This is a genomic window from Microbacterium sp. KNMS (assembly GCF_053851835.1).
In genome coordinates this window covers 1-252 of the sequence record NZ_JBSQBP010000148.1, presented here as the reverse complement: position 1 = coordinate 252, position 252 = coordinate 1, and the positions used below count along the sequence as shown (strand labels likewise).

At 77.0% G+C, this 252-nt stretch carries 1 pseudogene; it reads left to right on the top strand.

The features are described 5' to 3' along the window. Positions 1 to 252, top strand: a pseudogene (locus ACWXWW_RS18190) (MFS transporter); the annotation flags it as partial.

Below are 252 nucleotides of genomic sequence, written 5' to 3'. Positions count from 1 at the left end.
CGCCGGCACCCTACCGGCGCTGTGCGCCGGGCTGTTCCTGTTCGGCGCCGTCACCGGTGCGGTGAACGTCGCGGCCAACAGCGTCGGGGTGCAGGTCGAGGCGCGCGCCGGGCGGCCGTTGCTGTCCGGGCTGCACGCCGCGTTCAGCGGTGGTGGCCTGGTCGGTGCCCTCGTCGGCGGGCTGGCCTCGGCTGCGATGGGGGTCGCCCCGCACCTGGCCGGCGTGGCGATCGTCGGGCTGCTCGCGATGGC